1 protein-coding gene is annotated in these 400 nt (G+C 64.2%); it reads right to left on the bottom strand.

Going from position 1 to position 400, the window contains the following annotated elements:
* A partial coding sequence (locus EN893_RS37840; protein ID WP_128362353.1) for an EAL domain-containing protein occupies positions 1-400 on the bottom strand: 400 nt, incomplete at both ends.

Here is a 400-nt window from a genome sequence, read left to right as displayed (position 1 = left end):
CCTTGGTGATGACGATGCGGCCGATCTCGGGCATGAAGCCGCATTTCTCGGCGACCGGAATGAACTCGCCGGGCGGGATCATGCCGCGCTCCGCATGGTTCCAGCGCACCAGCGCCTCGATGCCGCTGATCGTGCCGTGGGTCAGTGAGACCTGCGGCTGGAAATAGACCTGGAACGCCCGCTCGGCGATGGCAACCTTGATGTCGTGCTCGAGCTGCTTGCGATAGTCGAGTTCGCGGCGCAGCTCCTCGGAGAAGAAGGAGAAGTTGCCGCCGCCAAGCCTCTTGGCGGAGTAAAGCGCCAGATCGGCGTGGACCAGCAAATCCCCGGCATTGTCGGCGTCGATCGGATAGACCGCGATGCCGGCGCTGGCGCCTGGGAGAATGGTCGTGCCCTGGAA

Origin of the sequence: Mesorhizobium sp. M7A.F.Ca.CA.004.04.2.1 (genome assembly GCF_004022825.1) — a bacterium.
GTDB lineage: Bacteria > Pseudomonadota > Alphaproteobacteria > Rhizobiales > Rhizobiaceae > Mesorhizobium.
This window is presented reverse-complemented; position numbering and strand designations above follow the sequence as displayed.